The sequence below is a fragment of the Streptomyces sp. NPDC006384 genome, assembly GCF_042870695.1.
Lineage (GTDB): Bacteria > Actinomycetota > Actinomycetes > Streptomycetales > Streptomycetaceae > Streptomyces.
Window position 1 is genome coordinate 199,264 of the sequence record NZ_JBIAHR010000006.1, and the last position, 23,813, is coordinate 223,076.

Genomic DNA, 23,813 nt, shown 5'->3' on the forward strand with positions numbered 1-23,813 from the left:
TCGCGGGCCCGCAACAGCTGGCGGACCTCGTTCGCCTCGTTCACCCCCGTCGCGACGCCCCGGGGGCGCATCGGGTTGTGGATGGGGGGGGGGGGCCCCCCGCCCCCCCCCCCCACGTCGGCGAGGTTCACACTGAACCAGCGATTCGCGTACACATGCTGTTCGTTCCGTTTCGTCCACTGCATGGATCTGCCACCTTTCGTGAGGTGGGTGGCAATATCCCAGCAGGAGCGGCCCGGCAGCAGGCGCACGGCGGCCGCTCCCGGCGCAGGGACGGCGCAGGACTTCTCGGGGAGCAGAGGGCTAGAGGGGTACGCGCAGGGCCCTGTCGATGAGTTCCGCGGCCTCGGCCGTGCCGGCGCAGCCGCTGCGCACGAGGTGCTCGCGTACCGCGCGGAGTCTGTCGCGCAGGCGCTGCGACTCCGTCCCCCGGGCCTGTTCGGCCATCTGCACGGCGGTGGCCACCGCCTTCTCCGCGTCGCCCCGGCGCAGTTCGACGGTGCTGAGCATGGCGAGCCGGTGCACGCGGCCCCGGTCGTGCGCCGGGCTGCCGACGGCCTTCGCGGCGTGCTCCCCGGCCGCCGCAAGTTCGCCGAGGTTCAGCAGTGCCTCCGCCACCTGGACGTTGACCAGGCCGGGCTGGACATAGCCGGTCTCGGCGGGCTCGTGCCCGGGCCGGATGCGTTCGGCCGCCCGCTCGGCCCGCCGGATGCAGGACAGGGCGCTCGTGCCGTCGCCGAGGCGGGCGTACGCCTTCGCCTGCATCGCGTACAGGTCGGAGGCGAGAGCGGGGGTGATGTGCCGGCCGGCGGCGCGCAGGGCCGCCTCGGCGAAGGCGACGGCCTGCCGGTACTCCCGCAGGAACAGCGCCTGGTTGACGATCAGCGCGATGACGTAGGCGCCCAGTCCCCGGTCGCCGCTGGCCTTGGCGAGGCGCAGCGCCTGGTGGAAGTAGCGCTGGGCGAGTCCGTGGGCGTCGGAGTCGTACGCGCAGATGCCGGCGACGGCGACCAGGCCGCCGGTGGCGCGGTGGAGCCGGCGGCCGGTGGCGTCGGTGTAGCCGCCGCGCAGCAGCGGGGCGGCCTCGGCGTTGAGGAAGCCGACGATGCGGGCGCGCGTCGCGATGCCGCCGGCCTTGCGGTACATCTGCTCGTAGTGGGTGCGGGCCGCGCGCAGCATCTCCAGGTCGGCGGCGGTGACCCGGTGCCGGCCGCCGCGGGAGACGTCCGCGTCCTCGGGCGGGTTCTCCCACTCCCACACCGGCATCACGGCGGGTGTCCCGGTGAGGGCGGGGGCGCCGAGGATGTGCGGGCGCCGCTGCTGGTCGGAGCGCCACAGGGCGGTCGCGCGTTCCACGAACCCGGTCAGCGGGCCGGTGTGCGCGGCGGCCGGCTCCCCGGGCACGCCGAGGCCGATGTCGTCGAGGGTGACGGGGCGGTGCAGCCGGCGGGCGAGCACCTCGCAGATCAGGTCGGGGACCTGGCCGCGCGGCCGCTGGCCCTTCAGCCACCGGGCGACGGCGGTGTGTTCGTACCGCAGGGTGAGCCCGCGTGCCCGCCCCGCCTGGTTGACGCGCGCGGCCAGCCCCGCGTGCGAGACGCCCGCCTCGTCGAGGATCGCGTCGAGGAGAGTGTTGGGCTGCATGGTGCCCCCCGGGTGTTCCGATGCCCGACAGCGTAGTGTGCCGGGTTTCACACGGGGTGTGAACGGAGTGCGCGCATCCGCGCCGTGCGCGCGTTGCCGCGGGGCGTGCGGGGGCGGTTGACTGGGCTGCCTCGAAAGAGGCCGGCCGGGCCGCCGGCTCCCCCTCGTATCAGTGCGGCGGCCCGTTCCACGCCGTCCGCCCGGCTGCCTGCCCGACACTCCGTGGCGGGGCGGACGGCTCCGCCGGCTCCCACGGTGCGGCTGAGCACCGGTCAGGGTGCGGGGGTGTTGTCGCCTGCGGACGCGCTGTGGCTGGTCGCGCAGTTCCCCGCACCCTTTGCCGGCGTCAGGTCGGCGTCCCCGAGGGGCGCGGGGAACTGCGCGAGCGACCACGGCGTACCCGCGGCCGCCGACCGGCAGAACCCCACGCCCTCGGGCGCACCCGCTAACCCCGCAGCACCGCTCCGACCCGCTCGCCCGCGAGGGCGACCGCCGCGTCACGGGCCGCGGACGCCTCGTCGACCGTCAGCGTCCGGTCCCCCGCGCGGAAACGCAGCGCGTACGCCAGGGACTTGCGCCCCTCGCCGAGCTGCTCGGCGTTGTCGTAGACGTCGAAGAGCCGGATGGACTCCAGGAGTTCACCCGCGCCCTCGCGCAGCGCCGCCTCGACGTCCGCCGCCGGGACGGACGCGTCGACGACCAGGGCGACGTCCTGCGTGGCGACGGGGAACGTGGAGATGCCCGGCGCCTGCGGGGTGTTGTCGCCGACCCGCTCCAGGGTGTCGAGGTCCAGTTCCATCGCGCAGGCGCGCGCGGGCAGGCCCAGGGCCTTCACGACCCGCGGGTGCAGCTCACCGGCGTGGCCGATGACCCGCTCCTCGCCGTCCACGGTGACGAACAGCTCGGCGCAGCGGCCCGGGTGCCAGGGGCCGTACTGGCCCTTGCGGATGCCCAGTTCGGCCCCCGCCTCCCGTGCCACGAGGCGTCCCGCCTCGACGGCGTCGGCCCAGTCGGCCGGGCGGCCCTTGCCCCACCAGCCGGCCTGCTCGCGGGCGCCCGCGAGGACGACGGCGACGTGCCGGGGCTGGTCGGGCAGTGCGGCGTTCAGCGCGGCGATGTCCTCCTCGCCGGGGCGCCGGTCCACGGGCAGGGAGGCGGCGACACGCTGCTCGTCGCGCGGGTGGAAGACCAGGCCGGTCTCGAAGAGGGCGAGGTCGTGCGAGCCCCGGCCGTCGTTGCGGCGCAGGGCGCCGAGCAGGCCCGGCAGCAGCGAGGTCCGCAGCGCGGGCTCCTCGTCGCTGAGCGGGTTGACCAGCCTGACGACGCGGCGGGCCGGGTCGTCGGCGTCCAGGCCGAGCTGGTCGAAGACCTGCTCGCTGACGAACGGGTAGTTCGGCGCCTCGACGTAACCGGCGCCGGCCAGCGCCCGCCCGACGCGGCGGTGCAGCCGCTGGCGGGCGGTGAGGCCGCGGCCCGCCGGGGGCCGGGGCAGCGTGGAGGGCAGGTTCTCGTAGCCCTCCAGGCGGATGACCTCTTCGGCCAGGTCGTTCGGGTCGGTGAGGTCGGGCCGCCAGGACGGGACGGTGACGATCAGCTCGTCCTGCCCGTAGACATCGCAGCCGACCTCCTGAAGACGGCGTACGACGGTCTCGCGGCCGTAGGTCACGCCCGCGACCTTGTCCGGGTGGTCGGCGGGCATGGCGATGGTGCGCGGCGCGGAGGGGGCGCTGATCTCGGTGACGCCGGCCTCGGCGGTGCCGCCGGCGAGGAGCACCAGCAGGTCGACGGTGCGCTGCGCGGCGGCGGCCGCGGCCTGCGGGTCGACGCCGCGCTCGAAGCGGCGGGAGGCCTCGGAGGACAGCTTGTGCCGGCGGGCGGTGCGCGCGACGGACACCGCGTCGAAGTGGGCGGCCTCGATGACCACGTCACTCGTCGCGTTCTCGGTGTCGCTGTGGTCGGCGATCTCCGTGTCGGCGCCGCCCATGACGCCGGCGAGGCCGATGGGGCCGCGGTCGTCGGTGATGACCAGGTCCTCGGCGTGCAGCTTCCGCTCGACGCCGTCGAGGGTGACGATCCTCTCGCCCTCCTCGGCCCGGCGCACGCCGATGGTGCCCTGGACCAGGGAGCGGTCGTAGGCGTGCAGGGGCTGGCCGAGCTCCGTCATCACGTAGTTGGTGACGTCGACGGCGAGCGAGATCGGGCGCATGCCGACCTTCTGCAGGCGCCGCTGGAGCCAGATCGGGGAGCGTGCCTCGGGGCTGAGGCCGGTGACCGTGCGGGCGGTGAAGCGGTCGCAGCCCGTGGGGTCGGCGATCTTCACGGGGTAGCCGTAGGCGTTCGGGCCGGGGACGTCGAGGAGGGCCGGGTCGCGCAGCGGCAGGCCGTAGGCGATGGCGGTCTCGCGGGCGACGCCGCGGATGGACAGGCAGTCGCCGCGGTTGGCGGTGACGGCGATGTCCAGGACCTCGTCGACCAGTTCGAGCAGCTCGATGGCGTCCTTGCCGACCTCGGTCTCCGGCGGCAGCACGATGATGCCGTGGGTGCCGTCGTCGCCCATGCCCAGCTCGTCGCTGGAGCAGATCATGCCGTGGGAGACCTTGCCGTAGGTCTTGCGGGCGGAGATCGAGAAGCCACCGGGCAGGGTGGCACCGGGCAGGACCACGACGACCTTGTCGCCGACGGCGAAGTTGCGGGCGCCGCAGACGATCTCCTGGGGCTCACCGGTGCCGTTGGCCTGGCCGACGTCGACGGTGCAGAAGCGGATCGGCTTCTTGAAGCCCTCCAGCTCCTCGATGGTCAGCACCTGGCCGACGACGAGGGGGCCCTTGAGGTCGGCGCCGAGGTGCTCGACGGTCTCGACCTCGAGGCCCGCCGAAATGAGCTTGGCCTGTACGTCACGGCCGGTCTCCGTCGCCGGCAGGTCGACGTACTCCCGCAGCCAAGAAAGCGGGATCCGCATCAGATCTCCATCCCGAACGGCCGGGTGAACCGGACGTCACCCTCGACCATGTCTCGCATGTCCTCGACGTTGTGGCGGAACATCAGCATCCGCTCGATGCCGAACCCGAAGGCGAAGCCGCTGTACTTCTCGGGGTCGACGCCGCAGGCGACGAGCACCCGCGGGTTGACCATGCCGCAGCCGCCCAGCTCGATCCAGCCCTCGCTGGAGCAGGTGCGGCAGGGCCGGTCGGGGTTGCCGACGGACGCGCCCCTGCAGACGTAGCAGAGCATGTCCATCTCGGCGCTCGGCTCGGTGAAGGGGAAGAAGTTCGGCCGCAGCCGGGTCTTCATCTCCGCGCCGAACAGCGACTGGACCATGTGGTCCAGGGTGCCCTTGAGGTCCGCCATGGTCAGGCCCTCGTCGATGGCGAGGAGCTCGACCTGGTGGAAGACGGGGGTGTGCGTGGCGTCCAGCTCGTCGGTGCGGTACACACGGCCGGGGCAGATCACGTAGACCGGCGGCTCGCGGTCGAGCGCGGAGCGGATCTGCACGGGCGAGGTGTGGGTGCGCAGCACGACGCCGGAGCCGGAGCCGCCTTCCGGCCCCTGCACGAAGAAGGTGTCGTGCTCTCCGCGGGCCGGGTGGTCCGGGCCGATGTTGAGGGCGTCGAAGTTGAACCACTCGGCCTCGGCCTCGGGGCCCTCGGCGACCTCGTAGCCCATGGCCACGAAGATGTCCTCGATGCGCTCGGAGAGCGTGGTGAGCGGGTGGCGGGCGCCGGCCTGCACGCGGTCGTGGGGCAGTGTGACGTCCACGGCCTCCTCGACCAGCACGCGGGCGTCGCGCTCGGCCTCCAGTTCGGCCTGGCGGGCGGCGAGGGCCTTGTTCACGGCGCCGCGGGCCTGGCCGACGCGCTTGCCGGCCTCGGCCTTGGCGTGCGGGGGCAGGGCGCCGATCTCGCGGTTCGCCAGCGACAGCGGCGAGGTCCCGCCGGTGTGGGCGACCTTGGCCTCCTGGAGCGCGTCGAGCGAGTCCGCGGCGGCGAAGGCGGCGAGCGCCTCGTCCCGCATGCGCTCGATCTCTTCCGGTTTCAACGCCTCGACCTCGACAGGGTCGTACGACTTATTCGGTGCCGACATCTCTTCCCGTGCTTCCGATTGTCCCCCAGCTACCGCTGGGAGGTGCCCCCATGCTGATGGTCCCCGTCGCCGACTCGTGGACGGCTCGTCACGGTTTTCGGGACACAAAGGTGCCAAAGGCCGAGTCTAACGGGGTGGTGGAACGCGGAATGCGCCCGTGGGGTGCTCGGCCGTCTCAGGTGAGGTACGCCGGTGCCGCCACGGGCAGCGTAAATCGGAACTCGGCGCCGCCGCCGGGGGCGCGGCCGACCGTGATGGTGCCGCCGTGGGCCTCGACGATGCCCTTGACGATGTAGAGCCCGAGGCCGGTGCCGCCGCGCTTGCTGCCCCGCCAGAAGCGGGTGAAGACGCGGTTCATGGATTCCTCCGGGATGCCGGGCCCCTCGTCGCTCACCGTGACCGACGTGCCGGTGTCCTCCCCTTCCCGGGGGGACGCCGCGGGCGTGATGTCGATGGTGACGGTTCCCGCGCCGTGGCGCACGGCATTTTCGATGAGGTTGCTGAGCACCTGGTCGATCTTGTCGGGGTCGGCCCACAGGTCGGGCAGGGGCCGGCCGAGGCGGAGCAGGAACCGGCCGGCCTCCTGGCCGGAGGCGACGTAGGCCTGGATGTGGCGGCCGACGGCGGCGCCGATGTCGACGGGCTGGCGGCGGAGTTCGAGACGTCCGGAGTCGATGCGGGAGATGTCGAGCAGTTCGGCGATGAGCCGGGTGACCCGGTCGGCGTCGGCGTCGACGGTCTCCAGCATCAGCCGTTTCTGGTCGTCGGTGAAGCGCTCCCACTTGGCGAGCAGGGTCGCCGTGAAGCCCTTGACGGAGGTCAGCGGCGAGCGCAGTTCGTGGGCGACGGTGGCGATCAGCTCGGCGTGGCTGCGTTCGGTGCGGCGGCGGGCCTCGGTGTCGCGCAGGGTGACGACGACGCGGTGGAGGGGGCCGAGCGGCCGGGTGCGGACGTAGCGGGCGCGGACGAGGACCTCGCGGCCGCCGGGGAGCAGCAGGTTGCGCTCGGGCTGGCCGACGCGGATGGCGAGCCCGCCGTAGGGGTCGGTCAGCTGCCACCAGCGGCGGCCCTCGAGGTCCTCCAGCGGGAGGGCCTCTTCGAGGCGCTGTCCGAGGGCCCGGTCGGCGGGGACGGCGGTGATGCGGGCCGCGGCCGCGTTGAAGCAGATCACCCGCCCGTGCTCGTCGGCGACGACGAGGCCGTCGGGCAGCTCGTCGGGCCCGATGCCGAGGCCGGCGAGGTCGCCGGGCCGGCGCGGCACGGGTGGGCGCCCCGTCCGGTGTGCTCCCGGTGCGCTGCTCGTGCCGGCACTCATCCCCGTGCCCCGCCTCTCAACTGGTCTGGGGTCCCCGAGCTGGTCACCCTACTAGGCCGTGGTGACGGAGCGGCACCCTCCGGCGGCGCGCTGTGCACGCGCGGACGCGTAGAGGCACACGGCGGCGGCGGTGGCGAGGTTCAGGCTCTCGGCCTTCCCGTGGATGGGGACGCGGACGACGGCGTCGGCGAGGGCGCGGGTCTCCTCGGGCAGGCCCCAGGCCTCGTTGCCGAAGACCCAGGCGGTGGGCCCGCCCATGGTGCCGGCGTCCAGTTCGGCGTCGAGGTCGTCCTCGCCCGCGCCGTCGGCGGCCAGGACCCGTACGCCGGCGTCGCGCAGCTCGGCCACAGCCCGTTCCACGGGGACGCCGACGGCGACCGGGAGGTGGAACAGGGAGCCGACGGAGGCGCGTACGGCCTTGGGGTTGTACAGGTCGACGGAGGCGTCGGTGAGGACGACGGCCTCGGCGCCGGCGGCGTCGGCGCAGCGCAGCACGGTGCCGGCGTTGCCGGGGTCGCGGACGTGGGCGAGGACGGCGACGAGTCTCGGGCGGGCGGCGAGGATCTCGTCGAAGGGGGTGTCCACGAACCGGCAGACCCCGACCAGTCCCTGGGGGGTGACGGTGGTGGAGATGTCCTCGATCACCGTGTCGGCGGCGAGGTGGACCCGTGCGCCGCTGTCACGGGCGGCGCCGATGATGTCGGCGTACCGCTCGGCGGCCTCGGCGGTGGCGAACACCTCGGCCAGGGTGTCCCCGTGCCCGGCGGCCTCCCGCACGGCCTGCGGCCCCTCGGCCAGGAAGAGCCGCTCCTTCCCCCGGAAGTTCCGCTTCGCCAGCCGTCGCGCGGCGGCGACACGGGGGGAGCGGGGGGAGATCAGTTCGGGCGAGGCGGGACGCACTCTTGCTCACTTTCACATCTGAATCGACGCGGACTGCAACGCGCTCCTTCAGGGGCGCGGGGAACTGCGCGACAAGCCACGACGCACCGCAAGCCGATAGAACACGGAGGGACGGCAACAACAGGACCCGCAGGCTCAGAACCTGCGGGTCCAGTCACGTCGGCTCAGAGCCGGCGCAGCGTCACGCGGCCTTCGGCGCGTTGACGTCGCTCGGCAGCGCCTTCTGGGCGACCTCGACGAGCGCGGCGAACGCGCCCGCGTCGTTGACGGCCAGCTCGGCGAGGATCTTGCGGTCCACCTCGACGTTGGCGGCCTTCAGACCCTGGATGAAGCGGTTGTAGGTCATGCCGTTGGCGCGGGCAGCGGCGTTGATGCGCTGGATCCACAGCTGGCGGAAGTCACCCTTGCGCTTCTTGCGGTCGTTGTAGTTGTAGACCAGCGAGTGGGTGACCTGCTCCTTGGCCTTGCGGTACAGACGCGAACGCTGACCGCGGTAGCCGGAGGCCTGCTCGAGGATCGCCCGGCGCTTCTTGTGGGCGTTGACTGCCCGCTTGACGCGTGCCACTTGTTAACTCCTTGTAGCGGGGCCGTGGTTGTCCTCACACGGCCCGGTATCGATTGGGTCCCGGTCCTGACGTACGGCGCTCAGTGGAGGCGCCGGGGCGTCACTTGCCGAGAAGCTTCTTGATCTTCGCGGCGTCGCCCGGGGCCATCTCGGCGTTGCCGGTGAGGCGACGCGTCACACGGGACGACTTGTGCTCGAGCAGGTGGCGCTTGCCGGCGCGCTCGCGGAGCACCTTGCCGGAGCCGGTGATCTTGAAGCGCTTGCTGGCACCGCTGTGCGACTTGTTCTTCGGCATAGCGCCGTTATCTCCTCGTCGGTGGCGCTCCGATGCCCGGTCGTGAAACCGGGCACGGTGGAGCGTCGCTCTTGTATCGGTTACGTCCTGGGGACTCGCGTCCCCGGGGGTCACGCCTCGGCGGAAGCCTCGGCCGGCGCTTCGGACTGGGCCTCGGCGTTGGCGGCGTCGGGGTCCGCGGCGTTCATCGAGCGGCCGGGGTTGGCCTTCGCCTCCGCCTTGCGGGCTTCCTGCGCCTGGCGAGCCTCGGCCATCGCCTCGGTCTTCTTCTTGTGCGGACCGAGGACCATGATCATGTTGCGGCCGTCCTGCTTCGGGTTCGACTCCACGAACCCGAGGTCGGCCACGTCCTCCGCGAGACGCTGCAGCAGTCGGTAGCCGAGCTCCGGCCGGGACTGCTCGCGACCACGGAACATGATCGTGATCTTGACCTTGTCGCCCTGCTTGAGGAACCGGACGACGTGACCCTTCTTGGTGTCATAGTCGTGCGGGTCGATCTTCGGCCGGAGCTTCATCTCCTTGATGACCGTGTGCGCCTGGTTCTTGCGCGCCTCACGGGCCTTCATGGCCGACTCGTACTTGAACTTCCCGTAGTCCATGAGCTTGCACACGGGCGGACGGGCGTTCGCCGCGACCTCGACGAGGTCGAGGTCGTACTCCTGCGCAAGCTCCAGGGCCTTGGCAAGCGGGACAATCCCGACCTGCTCGCCGCTGGGACCGACAAGTCGCACCTCGGGAACGCGAATCCGGTCGTTGATGCGGGGCTCGGCGCTGATGGATCCTCCTCGGTAGCACCACGCGACGGTCTGGCGGACAGCCGCGTAACGTCTGTGTTCGTTAGACCTAACCGCGCCGGCGCACAAAAAATGCCCCGGACGATCACAGGCGGGGCTCCTCGAACTGCTACCGGAGCACCGCCGCGACGGACGCGGGGCGCGATTTCGGGCCGGTCGCCGCCGCGAGGACGGGACCGCCTGACCGGTGACCCGCCGTCCGGGGGACGGCCAGGTGGGAGTTCGAAGCCTCCACTTGTGGGCCGGGCCCGCTGCCCTGGGGCGCGCGTGTCCGACCGGTCGTTACACAAGGTTAGCAGCTCGGCGGGGGAAGGGCTAACCGAGACCGAGTACGGTCCCGCCCTGTGCTGCGCCTATCGTGAGCGGCATGAGTGAGACCCCTCCCGAATCCTCGGCGAATCCCGACTTCGACGCCATGACCCGCGACATCGCGGAGGTTCCCGCGGTCGAGGTGATCGTGACGGTCGCCGTCAACCTGATGAGCGCCGCCGCCGTGAAGCTCGGACTGACCGAGGAGGGCGACGCCCACAAGGACCTGGACGAGGCCCGCAAGCTGGTGCACGCGCTGGCCGGTCTGCTGGACGCGAGCGCGACCGAGATCAGCTCCTTCCACGCGGCGCCGCTGCGGGACGGGCTGAAGTCCCTGCAGCTGGCGTTCCGCGAGGCGTCGCTGGTGCCGGACGAGCCGGGCCAGGGGCCGGGCGAGAAGTACACCGGCCCGGTCTACGGCTAGACCCGCCGCTTCCTCACTTCCTGACGTACAGGGGCTCGCCCGGTGGCGTCGTCCCGGCCGGCAGCAGTGCCAGGTCGAGGCCGCGCACCAGGCGGGCCCTCAGTGTCTCGTCGGCGGCCAGCCGTCCGGCGACGGCGCGGGCGGAGGCGGCCGGGTCCGCGGCGGGGTCGAGGACCAGCGCCAGGGTGCCGTCGGCCTGTCCCGGCCCGAGGTGGGCGCGGAGCACGGCGGGCTCGGCGGCCACGGCGCCGCGTACGGCCTCGACGACCGCCGGGTCGGCGAGCGGGTCGGTCGTGGTACGTCCCTCGGCCAGCGCCAGCAGGGCGGCTCCGGTGAGTTCGAACGGCACGGGGCCGGCCATGTCCAGCACGACCGTGTCCGCCTTCTCGTGCGCGGCGGCCTGCAGCGCCTGGTGCAGGGGTACGGCGACGGGGCGGGCCGCCGGGTCCCAGCGGGCGAGCGACTCGGTGGAGGTGAAGGCGGGCAGCGCGGTGCGGTTCCCGGCCCTGAGGGTGGGCACGGCCATGTCGCTGGTCTTCTCGCGGCGCAGCCCGTTCTCGTCTTCTTCCACCTCGCCGAGGACGGCCACGACGGGCACGAGCAGGCGGGCGCCCTCCAGCGCCTCCAGGACCGGTGCCAGGGCGGTGCGGTCCTCGGCCCAGGCGGCGAGCGCCGCGCTCAGCCGGGGGTCGGCGGAGCCGTCGTCGTCGGAGAAGCCGGGGTCGGGAATGTTCTTGTTCGCCACGGTCCCCGACCCTATCGGGGGCCGGGCGGGGCTCCTCACCGGCCTCTCGGGGTCTCCGGTCCGGTTTCCCGTTTGTCCCGCGGCGGGGGTCGGGGGTGAGGGTCAGAGGTGATCGTGGTGTTCGCGGCGGCCGCGCCACAGGACCACGGAGGCGACGATCAGCACGCCGCCCGCGCCGCCGGCCAGCGGTGCCGCCCAGGCCGATCCCGCGGGGCCGGCGGCGGGGGCGTCCGGTCCCGGGCCGAAGTACTTCCCGTCGTGGGCCGCGGGCTCCAGCCGCTGCGGCTTCAGGCGTCCGGCGGCCTCGATGGCGGCGGCGGGGTCGACGAAGCCGTGGCCCCGGGAGTCGTCGCGGCCGTCGGCGGGGGCGTCGCGGGCCGTGTCCTCCAGGAGTCTCTTGACCTGGGCCGGGGTGAGGTCCGGGTGGGCCGACCTGACCAGGGCGGCGGCGCCGGACACGAAGGCGGCGGCGGCGCTGGTGCCCCAGCCCTCGTAGTAGCGGTGGTCGGGGTCGGCGATGATCACGTCGACGCCGGGGGCGCTGACCGTGGCGTACCAGCGGCGGGTGGAGAAGGAGGCGCGGGTGCCGTAGCGGTCCACGGCGGTCGCGGCGATGACGCCGGGGTAGGCGGCCGGGTAGGAGACGTGGTCGCCCAGTTCGCCGCCGTTGCCGGCCGAGGCGACGACGACCACGCCCTTCTTCAGGGCGTACTGGACGGCCTCGTCCTCGGCGGGTTCGGGGTGGGCGGAGGCGGAGTCGTCGCCCAGGGAGAGGTTGATGACGTCGGCGCCGTGGTCGGCGGCCCAGCGGATGCCCTCGGCGAGCGCGTTGCCGCGGGTCTTGCGGGCCTTGGCGCGGGAGGGGTCGGCGTCCTCGAGGATCACGCGGACGGGAAGGATCTTCGCCTCCGGCGCGACGCCCATGACGCCCTCGGCGTTGCCGGGGCCGTGGCCGTGACCGGCGATGATCCCGGCCATGGCGGTGCCGTGCCGGGCCCAGGCGCGGTCGCCCTCGCTCGCGCCGAAGCCGACCAGGTCCTTGCCGGTGAGGACGTTGCCGGCGAGGTCGGGGTGGTCGGCCTCGACGCCGGTGTCCAGGACGGCGACGGTGACGCCGTCGCCCTTGGTGGTGCGCCACACCTCCTGGGTGTGCAGGGCGTCCAGGCCCCACTGCTTGGCGCGGATGCCGTCGGCGTGCGCGGCGGGCGCCGGGACGAGCACGAGGGCCGCGGCGGTGGCGGTGGCGAGGAGGGCGCCGAGGACGCGCGTCCGGCGGGGCTCGGTGGTGGTCACGAGGGCCGCTCCGTGGCGGTGCCGACGTTCTTGCGCAGGGCGCGTTCGACGCGGTCGGCGAGGCCCCGCGCCTCGTGGCCGAGACCGGCCTGGGCCGGGGCCGAGGTGGCGCCGGACTCCATGGCCTCCTCGGCGGGCTGCGGATCGTCGACGGTACGGCCGTCGGCCCAGCCGGAGACGGCGTAGACGACGACGGGGGCGTCGGTGAGGACGGAGACGGTCCACGAGGCGCGCTGGCCGGCGCCGAAGCCGGCGGCGACGGTGCCCTCGGCCGCGTACGGCAGCGGCACGAGGTCGTCGCGCCGGGTCAGGCCCTCCTTCTCGAACCGGCGCGCCAGCGAGGTCATGGCGGCGGGGTCGCCCTTGGTGAAGAGCAGGCCGACGGTGGTGACGTGGCTCTGGGTGGCGTCGGTGTAGGTGGCGCGCAGCAGGCGCTCGCAGCCGACCGGGGCGAGGACCCTGGCCAGCAGCGGGTCGAAGGCGCCGGTGCAGCCGCTGTCGGGGGCGACGGCGACACGGGTCCAGGTGCGGTCGGCGCCGCCGGGGCCGGCGCCCCGGCCCGGCACGGTGGGCGGGAAGAGCCGGTCGACCGGCACCTCGTGCCACAGGTCCGCGGCCGCGGTGAAGGCGCTGTGCGCGTCGGCGCCGGCGGAGTCCCCGGCGAGCCAGCTTCCGGTGACGGCGCCGGTGACGAGGCCGGCGCCGAGAACCAGGCAGACGGCCGCGGCGACGGCCTGGGGCCGCAGGCGTCCGCCGGCCGGGCGGGTCCGGGTCCGCTCGTCGTGCCCCTCGGGTGCGCCGAAGGACGCGAGGGCCCGCTGTCCGGCCGCCGTCGCGGCGGCCCACGACGGGGCCGGGCCGGGGGCGTGCGCCGCAGCCGTCCCGGAGGCCTGTGCCGGGACCGGGCGCAGGCGCGCGGTCGTCTCCGAGGGGGTTTCCGCGGGGACGTCGTCACGGCGGGGTGCCGACGGTTCGGCGGTACGCCCCGGTGCCCCGGACGCGGCGCGGCCGACGGCCGGCGGGGCGTCCGGGAACCGCGCGGTGGCCCGCGGCGGCGGAGGCCCGGCGGCGGCCCCCGCCGTGGAGGCGGCACCGGGCACGGAGGTCGCCGGACGGGACGCCGACGCGGCACCGGAGACGGAGCCGTCACCTGGAGCAGCCCCGGCACCGGAGGCGGAGCCGGCCGCCGGGACGGACGGGCGCGGAGACGGCGGGGCCGCCGGGCGGGAAGGCGGAGCCGGGGCGGCACCGGGCGCGGGGGTGGCCGGACGGGGCGCCGGCGGGGTGACCGGGCGGGGTGGGGCCGGGGGGTGCGGGGGCAGGGGGGCGCGGCGCGCTTCCGTGCTCATGCACCCCCCGTTCCCTCGGGCTCCGGCCGGTCGTCCGGCGCGGGCCGACGTGTCCCTGCCCCTGCCCGGAGCGGACCGGCCGTCCGGGCACGCATACCCGCACGGGCGGGCCGCCATCCCGGCGCGGGCCCCGACCCGGTCGTCCGGAGTGCTCCGCCGTGCGTGCGCGTCACTCTACGGCGTGCCCCCGCCCGGAGGGGAACCCGGTCCGCGCGCTCGCGGCATTGGCCCGGAACATCCCCCTACCCTGCGGTAATCCCGTCTGGCAGGCTGCGTTCATGACTGCGCGCGCCGCCGACCGGGCCCGTTACGACCGGGCTACCGCCCATCTGGACGCCCCTGTGGCGATCGTGGATCTGGAGGCTTTCGACGCCAACGCGGAGGACCTGCTCCGCCGGGCCGGCGGGAAGCCGGTCCGGGTCGCCAGCAAGTCCGTACGCTGCCGTGCCCTGCTCGAACGCGCCCTGGCCCGGGAGGGTTTCGCGGGGATCATGTCCTTCACGCTGGCCGAGTCCCTGTGGCTGGCGCGCTCCGGCTTCGAGGACGTGCTGCTCGCGTATCCGTCCGCGGACCGCGCCGGGTACGCGGAGCTGACCGCCGATGCCGAGCTCGCCTCCGCCGTGACCGTGATGGTCGACGACCCGGCGCAGCTGAGTCTCATCGACGCGGCGCGCGACGGCGGCCGGGAAGTGGTGCGGGTCTGCCTGGAGTTGGACACCTCGCTGCGGCTGCTCGGCGGACGGGTGCGGGTGGGGGCGCGGCGGTCCCCGCTGCACTCCCCCGCGCAGGTCGCCGACCTGGCCCGGGCGGTGGCCCGCCGGCCGGGGTTCCGGGTCGTCGGCGTGATGGCGTACGAGGGGCATGTCGCCGGGGTCGGGGACGCGGTGGCGGGACGGCCGCTGCGGTCCCGGGCGGTGCGGCTGATGCAGGCGGCGGCGCGCCGGGAGCTCGCCGAGCGGCGTGCCGCGGTGGTGCGTGCGGTGCGGGCCGTGGTGCCGGACCTGGAGTTCGTCAACGGCGGCGGCACGGGCAGTGTGCAGCACACCGCCGCGGAGGACGCGGTCACGGAGATCGCCGCCGGGTCGGGGCTGTACATGCCGCGGCTGTTCGACAACTACACGTCGTTCAGCGGGCGTCCGGCCGCTCTCTTCGCGCAGCCCGTGGTGCGCAGGCCCGGTGTGGGGTGTGTGACCGTGCTCGGCGGCGGCTACCCGGCGTCCGGCGTGGCCGGTGCCGACCGGTCGCCGGTGCCGTATCTGCCCGAGGGGCTGCGCTACGACCCGCAGGAGGGCGCCGGCGAGGTGCAGACGCCGCTGCTGGGCTCCCCCGCCGACGATCTGCTCCTCGGGGACAAGGTGTGGTTCCGGCACGCCAAGGCGGGCGAGCTGTGCGAGCGGTTCGACGCGCTGCACCTGGTGGAGGGGGACGCGGTGACGGCGACGGTGCCGACGTACCGGGGCGAGGGCCGCACCTTCCTGTAGGCCGGGCCGGCGGGTCAGGCCGTGGGGCCGATGCCGCTGCCCACGCCACCGCCGGTGGCCGCGTCGCCGACGGGCCGGATGCCCTCGGTGATCCTGTCCATGTCGGCGAGCGGCGGTCCGTCCTCGCCGGCGTCGAAGACGTAGCGGACGAGGATCGGGGCCTCGGTGCCGACGGTGGAGGGGAACACCATCGACTGCACGTGGCCGCCGGGTCCCTGGGCGGTCGTCACCCGCCAGCGCACGTAGTGCCCGGCGCGGCCGGCGACCGCGACCGGTCCGGAGGCGACGACCTGGTGGGAGCGGATGCCCCCGAAGGGCCGGCCGCCGATCGCGTTCTCGTCGTAGGCGTCGGCGGCCGCGTCCGCGATGTCCTGCTTGGCGAGGACCTCCGGGGAGCTCTCGGCGTTCGCGGTGACGGTGCGGGAGATGACGAGGCCGTGCCGGCACACGCCGCCGTCGGCGGGGCACTTGTAGGTGCCGTCCGTGGTCATCACGACGTCGTCCTCGGGGACGTGCTCCGGCAGGACCCAGCCGTCCGGCAGCGGGAAGGTGACGCCGTTGAGCTGGTCCACGGCGACGGCGGGGCCGTCCGTCGCCGGCGCGGTGGGGGTGGGTGAACCGCTCGTCGGCGCGGGGGGCGTGGGGGACGCGGTGGCGGTCGGCGGGGTCCGGGCGTCGGGGTCCGTGCCGTCGTCCCCGCCGAGGAGGACGACGCCGGTGGTGACCGCCGCGACGAGGACCGCCGCGGCGGCGGTGAGGGCGACGGCCTTCGCGCGTCCGCCGCCGTGCCCCGTGCCGCCGCCCGCGGCCGGGGGCTGCGGGAACTGCGGAGATTGCGGCACGGGGGCTCCGAAGCCCTCGGGCGCGCGCCGGTGTCCGGTCCACGCCGTGCCGTCCCACCAGCGTTCCTGGTGCGGGGCCGACGGATCGCGGTACCAGCCGGGCGGAGGCGTCATGCTCATCCCGGCACTGTAGGACGAGGCGCGTACGGATCTACAGCGGTGTGACGTACGCCCCGGAGATCCCGCCGTCCACCAGGAAGTCGGTGGCGTTGACGAAGGAGGAGTCGTCGCTGGCCAGGAAGGCGACGGCGGCGGCGATCTCCTCGGCCTCGGCGAACCGCCCGACCGGAATGTGGACTAGGCGGCGCGCGGCCCGCTCCGGGTCCTCGGCGAACAGCTCCCGCAGGAGCGGGGTGTTGACCGGGCCGGGGCACAGGGCGTTGACGCGGATGCCCTCCCGGGCGAACTGCACGCCCAGTTCGCGGGACATGGCGAGGACGCCGCCCTTGGAGGCCGTGTACGAGATCTGGCTGGTGGCGGCGCCCATCCGGGCGACGAAGGAGGCGGTGTTGATGATCGAGCCCCGGCCCTGGCGGCGCATGTAGGGGATGGCGGCCCTGCAGCACAGGTAGACGGAGGTGAGGTTGACCTCCTGGACGCGCTTCCACGCCTCCAGGCCGGTCTCCAGGATGGAGTCGTCGTCCGGCGGGGAGATGCCGGCGTTGTTGAAGGCGACGTCGACGCTGCCGTAGGTGTCGTACGCCGCCCGGAACAGCGCCTCGACCTGGTCGGGGTCGGTGACGTCGGCCCTGACGAAGAGGCCTCCGGTCTCCTCGGCCGCCGCCTTGCCCCGGGTCTCGTCCACGTCGCCGCAGACGACGTGGGCGCCCTCGGAGGCGAGCCGGCGGGCGGAGGCGAGGCCGATGCCGCTGCCGGCCCCGGTGACGACGGCGGTGCGGCCGGTCAGGCGGCGGCAGATGATGTCCTCGGTCATGGGTGGCTAGGCCTCCGTGCTCGTCGCGGCGTCGCTGAGGAAGACGTTCTTGGTCCCGGTGAAGGCGGTCAGCGCGTCCGGGCCGAGTTCGCGGCCGAGGCCGGACTGTTTGAACCCGCCGAACGGCGTCCAGTAGCGGACGCTGGAGTGGGAGTTGACGGACAGGTTCCCGGCGCGCACCGCTGCCGACACGCGCAGGGCGCGGCCGACGTCCCGGGTCCACAGCGAGCCGGAGAGGCCGTAGTCGGTGGCGTTGGCCAGGCGGATCGCGTCGGCCTCGTCGTCGAAGGGCAGGACGACGGCGACGGGCCCGAAGACCTCCTCGACGGCCACGCGGGCGTGCGGGTCGACGCCGGTGAGGACGGTCGGCGGGAACCAGAAGCCGGGGCCGCCCTCGGGGGCCTTTCCGCGGATGCCGCCGGCGTCGTCGGGGACGTAGGAGCGGACGCGGTCCAGCTGGGCGCGGGAGATGAGCGGGCCCATGTCGGTGCTCTCGTCGGCCGGGTCGCCGACGCGGACGGCCTCGATCGCGGGGGCGAGGAGGGCGAGGAAGCGGTCGTACACCGTGCGCTGGACGAGGATGCGGGTGCGGGCGCAGCAGTCCTGGCCGGAGTTGTCCAGGAAGGACATGGGCGCGGCGGCCGCGGCGGCCTCCAGGTCGGCGTCGGCGAAGACGATGTTGGGGCTCTTGCCGCCGAGTTCGAGGGTGACGGGCTTGAGGAGGGCCGCGCCCCCGGCGGCCACCCGCCGGCCCACGGCGGTCGAGCCGGTGAAGACGATCTTCGCGACGCCGGGGTGCCGGACGAGCGCGTCCCCCGCGACCGGGCCGTGTCCGGGCAGCACCTGGAACAGCCCCTCCGGCAGTCCGGCCTCCAGGGCCAGACCGGCCAGGCGCAGGGCGGTCAGCGGGGTGGTCTCGGCGGGCTTGAGGAGGACTGCGTTGCCGGCCGCGAGCGCCGGTGCGGTGCCCCAGGCGGCGATCGGCATCGGGAAGTTCCAGGGCGCGATGACGCCGACGACGCCGAGCGGTTCGAGGAACGTGACGTCCAGGCCGCCGGCGACCGGGATCTGCCGGCCGGTGAGCCGTTCCACTCCCCCGGCGGCGTAGTCGAGCAGGTCCCGCACGTTGCCCGCCTCCCAGCGGGCGTTGCCGACGGTGTGCCCGGCCTCCCGTACCTCCAGCAGGGCCAGTTCCTCCAGGTGCCGGTCGACGGCGGCGGCGAAGCGGCGCAGCAGCCGGGCCCGGTCGCCGGGCGCGAGGGCGGCCCAGACGGTCTGCGCCCGCGCGGCCCGTACGACGGCGGCGTCCACGTCGGCGGCCGAGGCGGCGGGGACGGTCGCGAGGAGCTCTTCGGTGGCGGGGTTCAGCACCCGCAGTTCGTCGGGCGCCTCGGACACCTCGTGCATGTCGGGCAAGGGGGACCTCACAGGCGTTCGAAGGAGCGGCGCAGCTCCCAGTCCGTGACCGCGGCGTCGAAGGCGTCCAGTTCGACGCGCGCCATGTTGCGGTAGTGGGCGACGACCTCGTCCCCGAAGGCGTCCTTGGCGAGGGCGCTGTTCTCCCACAGCTCGGCGGCCTCGCGCAGGGTGGCCGGGACGTGCGCGTAACCGGCGGCGTAGGCGTTGCCGGGGCACGGTTCGGGCAGCTCCAGCCGCTGTTCGACGCCGTGCAGGCCGGCCGCGACCATGCCGGCCACCGCGAGGTACGGGTTGACGTCGCCGCCGGGGAGCCGGTTCTCGAAGCGCAGCGAGCGGCCGTGGCCGACGACGCGCAGGGCGCAGGTGCGGTTGTCGTGGCCCCAGGCGACGGCGGTCGGGGCGAAGGAGCCGGGCCGGAAGCGTTTGTAGCTGTTGATGTTCGGGGCGTAGAGCAGCGAGAACTCCCTCAGCGCCACGAGCTGTCCGGCGAGGAAGTGCCGCATGACCTCGGACATGCCGCCCTCGCGGTCGCCGGGCATGACGCTGTTCCCGTCGGCGTCCGTGAGGGAGAGGTGGATGTGGCAGGAGTTGCCCTCGCGCTCGTTGTACTTGGCCATGAAGGTGAGGGACATGCCCTCCTGGGCGGCGATCTCCTTGGCGCCGGTCTTGTAGACGGCGTGCTGGTCGCAGGTGACGAGGGCCTCGTCGTAGCGGAAGGTGATCTCGTGCTGGCCGGGGTTGCACTCGCCCTTGGCGGACTCGACGGCGAGGCCGGCGCCGGTCATCTCGTTGCGGATGCGGCGCAGCAGGGGTTCGACGCGGCCGGTGCCGAGGACGGAGTAGTCGACGTTGTACTGGTTGGCCGGGGTCAGCGCGCGGTAGCCGGCGTCCCAGGCCTGTTCGTAGGTGTCGCGGAAGACGATGAACTCCAGCTCGGTGCCGACCTGGGCGGTGTACCCGTGCCCGGCGAGGCGCTCCAGCTGGCGGCGCAGGATCCGGCGGGGCGCGGCGGGTACCGGGGTGCCGTCCTCCCAGGTGAGGTCGGCGACGGCCAGGGCCGTGCCCTCGTTCCAGGGCAGGCGGCGCAGGGTGGCGGGGTCGGTGCGCATCACGAAGTCGCCGTAGCCGCGGTCCCAGGAGGACATGGCGTATCCGTCGACGGTGTTCATGTCGGCGTCGACGGCGAGGAGGTAGTTGCAGCCCTCGGTGCCGTGGTGGAGGACCTCGTCGAGGAAGAAGCGCGCGGCGAACCGCTTTCCCTGCAGGCGGCCCTGCATGTCGGGGAAGGCCAGGACGACGGTGTCGATGTCACCGGTGGCGACGAGGGCGTGCAGTTCCTCGACCCCGAGCGGGGGTGTGCGGTCTGCCACGGGGAGAGCCTCCTTCTGGCCGGGAGCCATAAGGTATGGCTGAGGACCATTGGTTGGGAAGGGGGCGCGGCCGTATGCCGGAGGCGGTCGGGGGGAGCGTGCCGGACCGGTTCGCGCCGGTGCTGCGGCCGGTGCGGGCCGGCAACGGCTTCGAGGAGGCGCTGGAGCAGATCCTCCAGGTCGTCCGGCTGGGTCTGGTGCCGGCCGGCGGGCGGCTGCCGGCCGAGCGGGAACTGGCGAGGCGGCTGGGGGTCAGCCGGGTGACGCTGCGCGAGGTGCTGCGGGTGCTCCAGGACCAGGGACTGGTGGAGGCCCGGCGCGGCCGGTACGGCGGCACGTTCGTGCTGCCCCGCCCGGACGCGGGCGGCGAGGACGAGCTGCGGCGCCGGGTCGCCGGGGTCGACCTCGAGGACGTACTGCGCTTCCGGGAGGTGCTGGAGGCGGGGGCGGCCGGGCTGTGCGCGGAGCGCGGGCTGACCGGGGAGCGGGCGGCGCGGCTGCGCGAGGCGCTGGCCGGCACCCGGGACGCGCCGCCGGCGGAGTACCGGCGGCTGGACACGGGGCTGCACCTCACCCTGGCGGAGCTGTGCGGCTCCCCCGCGCTGGCCGCGCAGTACGCGTCCGTCCGGGCCACCCTGAACGGCCTGCTGGACTGCATTCCGCTGCTGGTGCGCAACCTGGAGCACTCGCAGCGGCAGCACGGCGCGCTCGTGGCGGCCGTGCTCGACGGGGACGCGGACGGGGCGCGGAAGATCGCCCGGGAGCACTGCGCGGGGACCGCGGCGCTGCTGCGCGGCTTTCTGGCGTGAGCTTTCCGGCACGGGGCTTCCGGCGTGAGAGTCCTGCCGTGACGGGTACCTTCGGCAAAGGTACGGGAGCGATCCATTGACCTGACCGTCCGCGCGGGCGGTCCACCACCGGGAGGTCGGATGGCGGACAGGCCGCTGATCGGTGTCAGCACGTACCTGGAGCCCGGGGCGCGCTGGGGCGTCTGGGAGCTGGAGGCGGCGCTGCTGCCGGCCGGATATCCGCGGCTCGTGCAGCGGGCGGGCGGGCTGGCGGCGATGCTCCCGCCGGACGAGCCGGAACGGGCCGCCGCCGCCGTCGCCCGCCTCGACGGACTGGTGATCGCGGGCGGTCCGGACGTGGAGCCGGTCCGCTACGGCGCCGCCCCCGACCCGCGCACCGGCCCGCCGTCCCGGCCCCGGGACGCCTGGGAGCTGGCGCTCGTCGAGGCGGCCCTGGCCGCGCGCCTGCCGCTGCTGGGCGTCTGCCGGGGCATGCAGCTGCTCAACGTCGCCCTGGGCGGTACCCTCGTGCAGCACATCGAGGGTCACGCCGAGGCCGTCGGCGTGTTCGGCGGCCACCCGGTCACGCCGGTGCCGGGCTCCCTGTACGCCGGTGTCGTGCCCGAGGAGATGTTCGTGCCGACGTACCACCACCAGGCGGTGGACCGGCTCGGCGCGGGGCTCGTCGCGTCGGCCCACGCGGCGGACGGCACGGTGGAGGCGGTCGAACTGCCGCCCGCCGACGGGTGGGTCCTCGGTGTGCAGTGGCATCCGGAGATGGGCGAGGACGTACGGGTGATGCGGGCGCTGGTGGACGCCGCCGGGGCCGCCCGGTCCCCGGCCCGGCGGCCGGGGCGTCCGGCCCCGCGCCGCCGCCGGCACGATGCCGCACCGGCCCCGTGGGGACGGTGACCGGCCTGCCCGCGCCGGCGACGAGCACGCCGGCCCGCGTCGGCACGGAACACCGCGTCACTGGTCGAGGACGGCTCCCCGGCCGGAGCCCGTCCCGCGGCGGCAGAGGCTCAGCCCCGTGTCAGTGACAGCAGTCGTCGGGCCGGGCCCGTCGGGCGGTGGCCCGTGGGCCACACCGCCCGCAGGTCGCGGGCGAGGGCGACGTCCGCCACCGGCACGCTCACCAGGCGCCGGGTCGTCAGCTCCTCGCCCACGGCGAGTTCGCTGAGGACGGAGGGGCCGGCGCCGCTCACGGCCGCCGCCTTCACCGCGGTCGTCGACGACAGTTCGATCAGGGGCCGGGCGAGGCCGCCGAGGGCCGCGTCCAGGACCTGCCGGGTGCCCGAGCCCTTCTCCCGCAGGATCAGCGGGGTCGTCGCCAGTTCCGCCGCCGTGAGCGGGCGCCGGCGCCGGGCCCAGGGGTGGCCGGGTGCCGCCACGACGATCAGCCGGTCGTGCGCGATGACGGCGGAGTCCAGGCCCGCCGGGACGCCGACCCCCTCCACGAAGCCCAGGTCGGCCTCGCCGGACAGCAGCCGCTCCGCGACCACCGCCGAGTTGCCCGCGAGCAGCGACACGGCAGTGTCCGGCAGCTGGGCGCGCAGCGCGACCAGCCAGCCCGGCAGCAGGTACTCGGCGATCGTCATGCTCGCCGCCACCCGCAGCCGTGAGTCCCGCCGGTCCCGCAGCGCCTGCGCTCCCGCGTCGAACGCCTCGGCCGCCTCCACGATCCGGCGCGCCCAGTCCGTGACCAGCGCACCGGCGTCGGTGAGCCGTGACCCCCGCGGCGAGCGGTCCACCAGGGCGACCCCCAGCAGGCGCTCCATCGAGCGGACGCGGCTGCTGGCGGCCGGCTGGCTGATGCCCAGCTCGCGCGCGGCCGCGCCGAGACTGCCCAGGCGCGCCACCGCCAGCAGCAGCTCCATGGCCCCCAGGTCCGGCACCCGGTGCGCCAGTGAACCCGCGACGTACCGCCCCGGCCGGCCCTGTCCGTCCTCCTCGCCGCTCCCGATACTCCCGTCGCTTCCCCTGCTCATAACCCCAGCTTATGCCCTCATAGGGACATGGTCCCTGGTCAGGGGCGTCGGACGCCGGGACCGTGGGGGCATGGTCACCGCAGCCCAGCCGGCCCCGTCCCTGTCCCCCGCCGTCGTCCCGGTCCGGCGCGTCCCGGCCGTCCGTCATCTCGGGCCCAACTGGTACGCCTGCGTCATGGGCACCGCCGTCGTCGGCACCGCGGGGGCCGGGCTCCCCGTTCACGTGCCCGGGCTGCGCACCGCCTGCACCGCCGTCTGGGCCCTGTCCCTCGTCCTGCTGACCACCCTGCTCGTGGCCCGGTCCCTGCACTGGATCCACCACCGCGACCAGGCCCGCGCGCATCTGCTGGACCCGGCGGCGGCCCCGTTCTACGGATGTCCGGCGATGGCCCTGCTGTCCGTCGGCGGCGGCGCCGTGACCGTCGGGCGGGACTGGACCGGTCTCCCGGCCGCGGTCGCCCTGGACGCCGTGCTGTTCACCGCCGGCACGCTGACCGGGCTCGCCGCGGCGGTCGCCGTGCCGTACCTGATGGCCGTACGGCACCGGATCGGGCCGGGGCAGGCCAGTCCCGTGTGGCTGCTGCCGCTCGTCGCGCCGATGGTGTCCGCGGCCGTCGGCCCGCTGCTGGTGCCGCACCTGCCGCCGGGGCAGGCCCGCGGAACGCTGCTGTTCGCCTGCGTGGCCATGTTCGGGCTGAGTCTGCTCGCGACGCTGGTGACCCTCCCGGTGATCTTCGGCCGGCTGCTCACCGGCGGCCCGCTGCCGCTCGCGCTCACCCCCTCGCTCTTCCTGGTGCTGGGCCCGCTCGGGCAGTCCACGACCGCCGTGGGACAGTTCGCGGACGTGGCTCCCGGGGTCGTGCCGGGGCCGTACGCCGAGGGTTTCGGGGTGCTGGCCGTCCTGTACGGCGTTCCGGTGACGGGCTTCGCCCTGATGTGGCTGGCGCTCGCCGCCGCGCACGTGGTGCGGGCCCGGCGCGCGGGCATGGGCTTCTCGATGACCTGGTGGTCGTTCACCTTCCCGGTGGGCACCTGTGTCACCGGCGCCGAGGCGCTGGCCCGGCACACCGGGCTCGTCGCCTGCGACGTGCTCGCCGTCGCCCTGTACGTCCTGCTCGTCACCGCCTGGGCCGTCGCCGCCGTGCACACCGCGCGCGGTCTGGCCGGTGGAGCGCTGCCCGCAGCGCCGCGCCCGGCATCCGGAGCGCCGCGGCCGGCGGCGGCCCGTGCCGGCTGAGGAACCGCCCGACGACGAGGGCGCGGGGCGGACCGGGAACG

Annotated in this window: 21 protein-coding genes and 1 pseudogene; 5 read left to right on the forward strand and 17 right to left on the reverse strand. The window is 74.6% G+C overall.

Translation table 11 applies throughout. The features are described 5' to 3' along the window. The 9 genes and pseudogenes from ACFYOJ_RS10165 to infC form a co-directional block, all read right to left on the reverse strand. A pseudogene (locus ACFYOJ_RS10165) lies at nucleotides 1–185 on the reverse strand (hypothetical protein); the annotation flags it as partial. A 118-nt stretch (nucleotides 186–303) separates the two neighbouring features. After that, a complete protein-coding gene (locus ACFYOJ_RS10170) occupies nucleotides 304–1,644 on the reverse strand; it encodes a transcriptional regulator (RefSeq protein WP_356553892.1) in 1,341 nt (446 codons plus the stop codon). Nucleotides 1,645–2,089: 445 nt separating this feature from the next. After that, nucleotides 2,090–4,603 carry a phenylalanine--tRNA ligase subunit beta gene (gene pheT, locus ACFYOJ_RS10175; RefSeq protein WP_356553890.1) on the reverse strand — a complete coding sequence of 838 codons (2,514 nt, stop codon included), beginning with the start codon at nucleotides 4,601–4,603 and terminating at the stop codon, nucleotides 2,090–2,092. Then, nucleotides 4,603–5,724, reverse strand: coding sequence for a phenylalanine--tRNA ligase subunit alpha (gene pheS, locus ACFYOJ_RS10180; protein ID WP_356553888.1), 1,122 nt, complete (start codon nucleotides 5,722–5,724; stop codon nucleotides 4,603–4,605). The genes pheT and pheS overlap by 1 nt, the downstream gene beginning before the upstream one ends. A gap of 175 nt (nucleotides 5,725–5,899) precedes the next feature. Next, complete coding sequence (locus tag ACFYOJ_RS10185; RefSeq protein ID WP_356553887.1) at nucleotides 5,900–7,039, reverse strand: ATP-binding protein; 1,140 nt, start codon at nucleotides 7,037–7,039, stop codon at nucleotides 5,900–5,902. A 51-nt stretch (nucleotides 7,040–7,090) separates the two neighbouring features. Further along, complete coding sequence (locus ACFYOJ_RS10190; RefSeq protein WP_356553885.1) at nucleotides 7,091–7,939, reverse strand: RNA methyltransferase; 849 nt, start codon at nucleotides 7,937–7,939, stop codon at nucleotides 7,091–7,093. A gap of 181 nt (nucleotides 7,940–8,120) precedes the next feature. After that, nucleotides 8,121–8,504 carry a 50S ribosomal protein L20 gene (rplT, locus tag ACFYOJ_RS10195; protein WP_003989074.1) on the reverse strand — a complete coding sequence of 128 codons (384 nt, stop codon included), beginning with the start codon at nucleotides 8,502–8,504 and terminating at the stop codon, nucleotides 8,121–8,123. 100 nt (nucleotides 8,505–8,604) lie between these two features. Further along, on the reverse strand, nucleotides 8,605–8,799 hold the full coding sequence (gene rpmI, locus ACFYOJ_RS10200; RefSeq protein ID WP_003977225.1) for a 50S ribosomal protein L35: 195 nt from the start codon (nucleotides 8,797–8,799) through the stop codon (nucleotides 8,605–8,607). Nucleotides 8,800–8,909: 110 nt separating this feature from the next. After that, on the reverse strand, nucleotides 8,910–9,575 hold the full coding sequence (gene infC, locus ACFYOJ_RS10205; protein WP_356554060.1) for a translation initiation factor IF-3: 666 nt from the start codon (nucleotides 9,573–9,575) through the stop codon (nucleotides 8,910–8,912). Nucleotides 9,576–9,960: 385 nt separating this feature from the next. On the opposite strand from infC, the gene ACFYOJ_RS10210 reads away from it, so the two are divergent. Continuing rightward, complete coding sequence (locus ACFYOJ_RS10210) at nucleotides 9,961–10,326, forward strand: DUF1844 domain-containing protein (protein ID WP_356553883.1); 366 nt, start codon at nucleotides 9,961–9,963, stop codon at nucleotides 10,324–10,326. A gap of 13 nt (nucleotides 10,327–10,339) precedes the next feature. Here the strand turns inward: ACFYOJ_RS10210 and ACFYOJ_RS10215 are convergent, their stop codons facing one another. The 3 genes from ACFYOJ_RS10215 to ACFYOJ_RS10225 all read right to left on the reverse strand — a co-directional run bounded on the left by ACFYOJ_RS10215 (nucleotide 10,340) and on the right by ACFYOJ_RS10225 (nucleotide 13,275). Continuing rightward, complete coding sequence (locus tag ACFYOJ_RS10215; RefSeq protein WP_356553881.1) at nucleotides 10,340–11,071, reverse strand: SseB family protein; 732 nt, start codon at nucleotides 11,069–11,071, stop codon at nucleotides 10,340–10,342. Between the two features lie 102 nt (nucleotides 11,072–11,173). Beyond that, nucleotides 11,174–12,364, reverse strand: a complete 1,191-nt coding sequence (gene mycP / locus ACFYOJ_RS10220; protein WP_356553879.1) for a type VII secretion-associated serine protease mycosin — start codon at nucleotides 12,362–12,364, stop codon at nucleotides 11,174–11,176. Further along, nucleotides 12,361–13,275: a hypothetical protein gene (locus ACFYOJ_RS10225; protein WP_356554059.1), complete on the reverse strand. Its 915-nt coding sequence runs from the start codon at nucleotides 13,273–13,275 to the stop codon at nucleotides 12,361–12,363. The genes mycP and ACFYOJ_RS10225 overlap by 4 nt, the downstream gene beginning before the upstream one ends. A gap of 716 nt (nucleotides 13,276–13,991) precedes the next feature. On the opposite strand from ACFYOJ_RS10225, the gene ACFYOJ_RS10230 reads away from it, so the two are divergent. Next, nucleotides 13,992–15,194, forward strand: a complete 1,203-nt coding sequence (locus ACFYOJ_RS10230; protein WP_356553878.1) for an amino acid deaminase/aldolase — start codon at nucleotides 13,992–13,994, stop codon at nucleotides 15,192–15,194. A gap of 14 nt (nucleotides 15,195–15,208) precedes the next feature. Here ACFYOJ_RS10230 and ACFYOJ_RS10235 read toward each other — a convergent pair whose 3' ends face one another. Genes ACFYOJ_RS10235 through ACFYOJ_RS10250 form a run of 4 tightly spaced genes read right to left on the reverse strand, consistent with a single transcriptional unit; the run spans nucleotide 15,209 to nucleotide 19,759 of the window. Continuing rightward, a complete protein-coding gene (locus ACFYOJ_RS10235; RefSeq protein WP_356554057.1) occupies nucleotides 15,209–16,150 on the reverse strand; it encodes a DUF2510 domain-containing protein in 942 nt (313 codons plus the stop codon). A 37-nt stretch (nucleotides 16,151–16,187) separates the two neighbouring features. Beyond that, nucleotides 16,188–16,970, reverse strand: coding sequence for a 3-oxoacyl-ACP reductase (locus ACFYOJ_RS10240; RefSeq protein ID WP_356553876.1), 783 nt, complete (start codon nucleotides 16,968–16,970; stop codon nucleotides 16,188–16,190). A 6-nt stretch (nucleotides 16,971–16,976) separates the two neighbouring features. Then, nucleotides 16,977–18,377, reverse strand: a complete 1,401-nt coding sequence (locus ACFYOJ_RS10245; RefSeq protein WP_356554055.1) for an aldehyde dehydrogenase family protein — start codon at nucleotides 18,375–18,377, stop codon at nucleotides 16,977–16,979. 17 nt (nucleotides 18,378–18,394) lie between these two features. Next, nucleotides 18,395–19,759, reverse strand: a complete 1,365-nt coding sequence (locus tag ACFYOJ_RS10250; protein WP_356553874.1) for a glutamine synthetase family protein — start codon at nucleotides 19,757–19,759, stop codon at nucleotides 18,395–18,397. Between the two features lie 74 nt (nucleotides 19,760–19,833). Here ACFYOJ_RS10250 and ACFYOJ_RS10255 point away from each other — a divergent pair, with 74 nt between their 5' ends. Together ACFYOJ_RS10255 and ACFYOJ_RS10260 are read left to right on the forward strand one after the other, a co-directional pair. Continuing rightward, a complete protein-coding gene (locus ACFYOJ_RS10255) occupies nucleotides 19,834–20,568 on the forward strand; it encodes an FCD domain-containing protein (protein WP_356553872.1) in 735 nt (244 codons plus the stop codon). A gap of 120 nt (nucleotides 20,569–20,688) precedes the next feature. Beyond that, nucleotides 20,689–21,459: a gamma-glutamyl-gamma-aminobutyrate hydrolase family protein gene (locus ACFYOJ_RS10260; protein ID WP_356553870.1), complete on the forward strand. Its 771-nt coding sequence runs from the start codon at nucleotides 20,689–20,691 to the stop codon at nucleotides 21,457–21,459. A gap of 110 nt (nucleotides 21,460–21,569) precedes the next feature. Here the strand turns inward: ACFYOJ_RS10260 and ACFYOJ_RS10265 are convergent, their stop codons facing one another. Beyond that, entirely contained in the window at nucleotides 21,570–22,535 is a 966-nt protein-coding gene (locus ACFYOJ_RS10265; RefSeq protein WP_388596531.1) for a LysR family transcriptional regulator, read from the reverse strand. A 70-nt stretch (nucleotides 22,536–22,605) separates the two neighbouring features. Here ACFYOJ_RS10265 and ACFYOJ_RS10270 point away from each other — a divergent pair, with 70 nt between their 5' ends. Continuing rightward, the gene (locus tag ACFYOJ_RS10270; protein WP_356553868.1) at nucleotides 22,606–23,772 is read left to right on the forward strand and encodes a TDT family transporter; all 1,167 of its coding nucleotides are present in this window, start codon (nucleotides 22,606–22,608) and stop codon (nucleotides 23,770–23,772) included. The last annotated feature ends 41 nt before the right edge of the window (nucleotides 23,773–23,813 follow it).

Coding starts and splice junctions, on each gene's coding strand:
- pheT (WP_356553890.1), bottom strand. CDS start 4,603: ATGCGGATCCCGCTTTCTTGGCTGCGGGAGTACGTCGACCTGCCGGCG.
- ACFYOJ_RS10170 (WP_356553892.1), bottom strand. CDS start 1,644: ATGCAGCCCAACACTCTCCTCGACGCGATCCTCGACGAGGCGGGCGTC.
- ACFYOJ_RS10265 (WP_388596531.1), bottom strand. CDS start 22,535: ATGAGCAGGGGAAGCGACGGGAGTATCGGGAGCGGCGAGGAGGACGGA.
- rpmI (WP_003977225.1), bottom strand. CDS start 8,799: ATGCCGAAGAACAAGTCGCACAGCGGTGCCAGCAAGCGCTTCAAGATC.
- ACFYOJ_RS10235 (WP_356554057.1), bottom strand. CDS start 16,150: ATGACGCCTCCGCCCGGCTGGTACCGCGATCCGTCGGCCCCGCACCAG.
- ACFYOJ_RS10270 (WP_356553868.1), top strand. CDS start 22,606: ATGGTCACCGCAGCCCAGCCGGCCCCGTCCCTGTCCCCCGCCGTCGTC.
- ACFYOJ_RS10245 (WP_356554055.1), bottom strand. CDS start 18,377: ATGCACGAGGTGTCCGAGGCGCCCGACGAACTGCGGGTGCTGAACCCC.
- pheS (WP_356553888.1), bottom strand. CDS start 5,724: ATGTCGGCACCGAATAAGTCGTACGACCCTGTCGAGGTCGAGGCGTTG.
- ACFYOJ_RS10185 (WP_356553887.1), bottom strand. CDS start 7,039: ATGAGTGCCGGCACGAGCAGCGCACCGGGAGCACACCGGACGGGGCGC.
- ACFYOJ_RS10260 (WP_356553870.1), top strand. CDS start 20,689: ATGGCGGACAGGCCGCTGATCGGTGTCAGCACGTACCTGGAGCCCGGG.
- ACFYOJ_RS10240 (WP_356553876.1), bottom strand. CDS start 16,970: ATGACCGAGGACATCATCTGCCGCCGCCTGACCGGCCGCACCGCCGTC.
- ACFYOJ_RS10210 (WP_356553883.1), top strand. CDS start 9,961: ATGAGTGAGACCCCTCCCGAATCCTCGGCGAATCCCGACTTCGACGCC.
- ACFYOJ_RS10230 (WP_356553878.1), top strand. CDS start 13,992: ATGACTGCGCGCGCCGCCGACCGGGCCCGTTACGACCGGGCTACCGCC.
- ACFYOJ_RS10255 (WP_356553872.1), top strand. CDS start 19,834: ATGCCGGAGGCGGTCGGGGGGAGCGTGCCGGACCGGTTCGCGCCGGTG.